This window comes from Geminocystis sp. GBBB08 (genome assembly GCF_016743215.1).
Classification (GTDB): Bacteria; Cyanobacteriota; Cyanobacteriia; order Cyanobacteriales; family Cyanobacteriaceae; genus Geminocystis.
The window spans coordinates 1-6359 of sequence record NZ_VRZC01000195.1 but is presented as its reverse complement, the minus strand read 5'-3'; the positions used below and the strand labels follow the sequence as shown (position 1 = coordinate 6359).

The 6359-nt window shown below is 33.3% G+C and carries 4 protein-coding genes and 2 pseudogenes; 2 read left to right on the top strand and 4 right to left on the bottom strand.

Annotated elements, in window-relative coordinates:
- Positions 1-26 precede the first annotated feature (26 nt).
- Positions 27-1919: a serine/threonine-protein phosphatase gene (locus FWJ34_RS17280; protein ID WP_308256584.1), complete on the bottom strand. Its 1893-nt coding sequence runs from the start codon at positions 1917-1919 to the stop codon at positions 27-29.
- Positions 1920-2224: 305 nt separating this feature from the next.
- On the opposite strand from FWJ34_RS17280, the pseudogene FWJ34_RS19635 reads away from it, so the two are divergent.
- Both FWJ34_RS19635 and FWJ34_RS17275 read left to right on the top strand, forming a co-directional pair.
- Positions 2225-2464, top strand: a pseudogene (locus FWJ34_RS19635) (hypothetical protein); the annotation flags it as partial.
- Positions 2461-3168: pseudogene (locus FWJ34_RS17275) on the top strand (type ISP restriction/modification enzyme); the annotation flags it as partial. The pseudogenes FWJ34_RS19635 and FWJ34_RS17275, both read left to right, overlap by 4 nt.
- 18 nt (positions 3169-3186) lie before the next feature.
- Here FWJ34_RS17275 and FWJ34_RS17270 read toward each other — a convergent pair.
- The 3 genes from FWJ34_RS17270 to FWJ34_RS17260 form a co-directional block, all read right to left on the bottom strand.
- A complete protein-coding gene (locus FWJ34_RS17270; protein WP_308256583.1) occupies positions 3187-4191 on the bottom strand; it encodes a beta-ketoacyl-ACP synthase III in 1005 nt (334 codons plus the stop codon).
- A 221-nt stretch (positions 4192-4412) separates the two neighbouring features.
- Positions 4413-5450, bottom strand: a complete 1038-nt coding sequence (gene plsX / locus FWJ34_RS17265) for a phosphate acyltransferase PlsX (protein WP_308256582.1) — start codon at positions 5448-5450, stop codon at positions 4413-4415.
- A gap of 113 nt (positions 5451-5563) precedes the next feature.
- Entirely contained in the window at positions 5564-6214 is a 651-nt protein-coding gene (locus tag FWJ34_RS17260) for a DUF3038 domain-containing protein (protein ID WP_396232059.1), read from the bottom strand.
- Between the last annotated feature and the right edge of the window lie 145 nt (positions 6215-6359).

Below are 6359 nucleotides of genomic sequence, written 5' to 3'. Positions count from 1 at the left end.
GAAAACGCCCTGGGGCATTGCCCACCCTACAAAATTTTTAAATTTGTCTCAATCTTAATTGAATTAACTATAACTATTATCAAATAATCTTTAATCATGGAATTATTTTGAGAAGATTTCTTATTATACCAGAATAAAAATCCTATAATTATTACTATCAAGCTAATTATTAAGATAATTGTTTGTTGGTTTAATTGAGGATTTTTGCTAAAATTATCGTTGATATTTTCAGTTTTTTTAAATTTAATACCTCCATTTGGTTGCGGTAAATCTGGCATTATTTCTTCTAAATATTTCCATGATAATTTACCATCATGTTCATCGGGTTTTTTTTCTTCTAATTGACAATGTACTAATGCTATTGTCACATTATCATGACCATTTTTATTAATGCCTATATCAAGAATTTTCTTTGCCGCCTCTTCTATATTTATTTCTTGTTTAATTATAGGTAATATTTCTGTCATCCAATATTGTTCAACCCGCTCATAGTCAGACAATCCATCAGAACACAATAAAAATACACAGTTTTCATCTAAAATAAATCGTCTAATATGAACTTTTAAGCGACGAGAAGATTCCATCCCTAATGCTTGTAAGAGCGCCCCTGTTTGCGAATTTCTAATCACTTGTCGGTAAAAACCATTGCCTAATCGTACTTCTCTTGTAGCTAAGTCGTCATCTGCCGTCACTTGATGACAACTATCTTCTGTAACCCAATAAATACGAGAATCTCCTACATGAGCTAAATATATTTCATGAGCGATAGCCATTGTAATGACAGTGGTTGTACCCATTCTTTCTTTATCTTTACGTTTTTTTATATTATTAATATTAGTAATTTCATCATTAGCTTTAGACACCGCATTATAAATTTTTTCTGCGTCAATTAATGGTGTCCAATATTTATTTTGTAAAGTTTCTTTTAAGGTTTTTTTATAAGAATCTTCTAATTCTTTCTTCATTATTTCGATCGCCATTTTAGAGGCAATTTCACCGTCTTCTTGGCCACCTAAACCATCACAAACTATGGCTAAAGTTTCCAAACTTGACCTTGTATTTTTAAGGTTATTAGTTTTAGGAAAACAAGAATCTTCATTATTAGCTCTTTTTTTACCCGGATCACTAGCGGTAATTATTTGATATTTTCTTTGATAATAACTATTACCTAAAATATATAAAACTTGATCAAAAATTGCTAAAATTTTATCAGAATTATCAAGAATATTTTGCTGTATAGAAAGGATAATTTTACCCATTACTTCTTGAATAAGAGGATTAAATTTTGGAAACCAAACTTCCCATAAATTAGCTAAATCTTTTAAATTAGGGTTACTATCATGATCAAATTTTAATTCAATTATCTTAATAATTCCTCCAGCTACTTTGAGATTATTCGGTAGGAATAAACTAGATAATACTTTTTGTCTAGCTAAAGGCTTCCAAAGTAGTACCATCTGCCATAACCAATTTACCTGCCTTAATGGTGAAACATGGAAAAAACTAAATTCAATAGCAGGAAATAAATCAGGATAAACTAAATTACCAGTCTCATTGAGGGGGATATTTTCATATTCCAATAACCAAGCTGAATATTCTTTATCTATACAACCATAAACTTGAGGTATATGTAAACGATGGGAAAAAAGTTTCAAATAAGGAGTGATCTCATCGGACACTGTTTCTGGGAAAATAGGGACTATACTAGGTTTAGTGTCAATGACAACATTTGGTTGACAAACAAAAAAACGATTTTCGATTAATTCTCCAACGCCATATTCTTTAGTTAATGTGCCAATGATTCGTAAGTAACGTTTAACCAATGGAGTTTGACAACGATGACAAAATGTATTTTCTAAAAGATTCAAGGCTTTACATCTTTTATTAATACATCTAATTTCGGCGATCGTAGTTGTCATAATTGAATTTAACGAATGGGATTAAAAAAGTGTCAGTTAATTCATTTAGAATAAAATCTATTTCAATCATAACTGTTCTATTCCCATTTAAGATCAAATTAATTTGAGTGAAGATTTATCCGTTAAAAAAGAAGTAGCTTGAATCCGGTATTAATAAAATATCTTTGCGTGTTTGCGACGAAAGCAAGAAACAATTATACTAAGATTTCAGTAACGCAGGATGATTTTATAGATAAATTGTAGATTAAAGAAGGACTATAGTGTCTTATAATGATACAATGGGCGGTAAATGTTAAATTTTCCCTATGTCTAAACTACTCATCACCCAGTATCATAACGAAGTCGAAAAAATTAAGCGTTATGGCGGTAGAAAAAACGAATCCACTATTAGAGTTGCCTTTCAAAATTTACTCAATAATTACTGTCAAACAAGAAACTTTTTATTAATCCCTGAATTACCCTACAAAAATCAGAGAATTACTCCCGATGGCACAATTAAAGACGCTTTACAATTAGATTGGGGATACTGGGAAAGCAAAAAAGAGAGGAAAATATCACCGATTGGGCTTTAGGAAAATTCAGAGAATATTATAATGTGAAACGGGCTTCTAGCCCGTCTGAGGCTAACAGGCAGGATGCCTGTTTCACGGGAGATGGGAAAAAAGATATTGAGAAAATTGATATTTTTTATTATGTTTATGCCGTTTTACATAATCCGAAATATCAATCGAAATATGAGTTAAATTTAAAGAGAGAATTTCCGAGAATACCTTTTTATGATGACTTTTATCAATGGGTAAATTGGGGTAAAATGTTAATGAATTTACATCTTAATTATGAGTCGATCGAGCCTTATAATTTAAAGAGAATTGATATATCTGTAACAAGGGGCTTAAGCCCTTTGCCTAAAGAAAAATCGCCCCTAACCCCTCTTGATAAAGGGGAGAATAAGATGCCTAAAGTTAAGTTAAAAGCGGATAAAATTAATCATAAAATTATCATTGATGAGGTAACAACCTTAACAGAAATTCCGCCTACGGCTTGGAAATATAAACTAGGAAATCGTAGCGCTTTAGAGTGGATTTTAGATCAATATAAGGAGAAAAAATCGAAGGATAAAACGATCGCAGAAAAGTTTAATAATTATCGTTTTGGTGACTATAAAGAGGAGGTAATTCACTTATTAATGAGGGTGACAACTATTAGTTTTGAAACCATGAAAATTATTAAAGAAATGGAAAATATTTAATTTGTGCTATAATTTTTTTTAAGGAAGATTCCCCCATTGAAAAATCGCTGCACCCCATGTTAAACCGGCACCAAAACCAGACGTAACAATTCTATCACCATTTCTAATTTTTCCATGAGTGAGTGCTTCATCTAAAGCAAGGGGAATAGAAGCGGCGGAAGTATTGCCATATTCACTAAGGTTAGAAATTACTTTCCAAGAGGGGATATTTAATCTTTCGGCTACGGCTTCAATAATTCTTTGATTCGCTTGATGCAAAATTAACCAGTCTATTTGTTCGATGGTTAAATCAGCTCTAAATAAGGCTTTTTCGATGACTTCTGGAACTTTATTCACCGCAAAACGATACACTTCTCTACCGTTCATGGTGATTTTACCGAATTGCCCTTGGGTAATTTGTTTATGATGACCAATATTTTTTATTTCCCCTTGATAAGCTAAATTCAAAGCACTATTGAGACTCCCATTACTACACATTTCAAAACCTAATAAGCGATCGCCAAATTCACTAGCCTGACAAACTACTGCCCCAGCCCCATCACCAAACAAGACACAGGTAGTGCGATCGCTCCAATCCACCCAACGGGATAAACAATCAGCACCAATAACGACAATATTTTCATAAACACCGTTACGGATAAACTGACTAGCCGTAATTAAAGCAAATACAAAACCTGAACAAGCGGCAGTTAAATCAAAAGCAACAGCTTTAGTCGCCCCAATCATACCTTGTATTTTACTAGCACTACCAAATAAATCATCAGGAGTCGAAGTAGCAAGGATAATCATATCAATGTCAGCAGGAGTCAAACTAGCGTTAACAATAGCTTTTTGAGCGGCTTGGGAAGCTAAATCACATAAAGAATGAACATCGGCAATATGACGTTTTCGGATACCAGTACGGGTTTTTATCCAGTCATCTGAAGTATCAACTATTTTACTTAAATCGTGATTATCTAACACTTGTGTAACCTTTGCTGAACCACTACTAATAATAGTAACGCCTTTTTTGACCTGCTCCAATGATTTACTCCTTTAACAATGAACAATGAATATAGCAATCCTATTTAATTGATGGCATTTCCGTTGGGAAAAATTGAGAATTGAGAATTTAGAAATTACTTGAGTTTGAGAGTTATTAATATTTAATTTACTACAACCTATTTAGGACTGCTATAGTGAACAATTAATCATTAATTATCTATAAAACAAGCATCCTGCCTGTCAATAATTCTCTTTAATTGTCAATTGTCAATTGTCAATTTTTCCCGATCAAGACTTTGAGCATTTTGGATTTTTTCAATAACACCATGGCCGATAGCTTCTTTGGCAATACGAATGGCGTTAAAAATTGAAGGGGCTTGAGAACTACCATGACTGACGATACATACTCCATTTACTCCTAATAATAATGCTCCTCCATGTTCAGCATGATCAATGCGTTGTTTGATACGCTTAAGATTGGGCTTGAGAATCCCCGCACCTATTTTCCCTCTAATGCCGAAGGGTAATTCTTCCTTGATTATTTGTAACATAATTTCTCCCACTGCTTCCGCAAATTTGAGTAGCACATTACCTACAAAGCCATCACAAACAATGACATCAAAATCTCCTGATAATACGTCTCGTCCTTCAGCATTACCAAGAAAAGAGATGTTGGGATTATCACTTAATAATTTATAAGTTTCTTTCGCTAATTCATTACCCTTACTCGATTCTTCGCCGATATTAACTAAACCAACTTTTGGATCTTCAATTTCTAAAACATATTTACTATAAACCGTTCCCATGAGGGCAAATTGTTCTAAATATTTAGGCTTACAATCAACGTTAGCACCTACATCTAAGACAATTACTGATTTATTAGCGTACATTGTCGGGAATACAGCACCAATAGCCGGGCGATCGATCCCTTTAATTCGTCCTAATCCTAACAATGCGGCCGCCATAGCAGCACCTGAATGCCCTGCTGAAACAACTCCTTGAGATCGTTTTTCCTTAACCAAATTCATGGAAACATTAATAGAAGCATTAGGCTTTCGACGAACACCGACAAGGGCTTCTTCTTCCATAGAGACAACACCATCAGCAGGTACAATTTCGATATTGTTGACAGTGTTACCATGTTTATCTATTTCTGACTGAATTGCATCAGAATCACCTACTATTAATATATCGACTTCGAGTTCTGCTGCGGCTCGGATTGCACCAGCAACGATCTCTTCTGGGGCGTTATCTCCGCCCATTGCATCCACTGCTATTTTTGCTCGTGTCTGTGCCATTGCTCAATTTATAGGGTTAAAATCTCTCAAATTATATCATAGTCAAGGGAATAAAGAATAATAAATTAGTAATTAGTAATCAACTACACTTATTCTTTATTAGATAAAACCAACTACTTTGCGATCTCTAGATTAATTTCACCATCAAAAAGACTAATCCAAAATCTTTCTTTTCCTCTAATACCAGTACAAAATAATAATTCTTCTAATAAAGATAATGCTAATTGATTTAATTCTTCTGGATTAGATAAATAAACAGAAACTTTAGCACGACGAGGATTCATCCGACTGGTAAAATGAGCTTGAAACCTAGTAAAATATTCAGAAATACGAAAATTATTTTCTAAGGGCATATCTTTATCTGTCATTTGTTGCACAGAAATCAATAATTGTCGGATTGGAATAATACATTTTTTAGCACTTTCAGAAGTAATCAGCACTAAGGCTTTCGCTTGAGATAGAGTTAGGGAATGTCGGGTATAACATTTACGCCAAGGATTACTACAACGTAATCGCCATAAACTAAGACGATTTTTGACGAGATTATTTAACTCCAACTCTTTTGCCGTTGCTAACATATATTCTGAGCCACCTAACTGTAAGGCTTCTAAGGCTAATAACAGTAAATCAAGATGTTGTTGCATTTTCATCATACCGCTAGTATTAGGTAAAGGAAAATCGGGTAGTTGAAGAAGAATTGCCGGCTGAGATTGATTTTCGATAATTAGTTTAGAATCAGACATTAAAGAAGCAGATTGAGTCATCGAGTGAGTAATTGATAATTAATAATTGATAATTGACATTGATAAATAACTTTTGTTGCCTATAAATACTTAGACAGAATCAATAGTATATATAGCAATACTAAATCAGTTGTGAAATATTTAAAGATAGGAAATAATGTTGTAC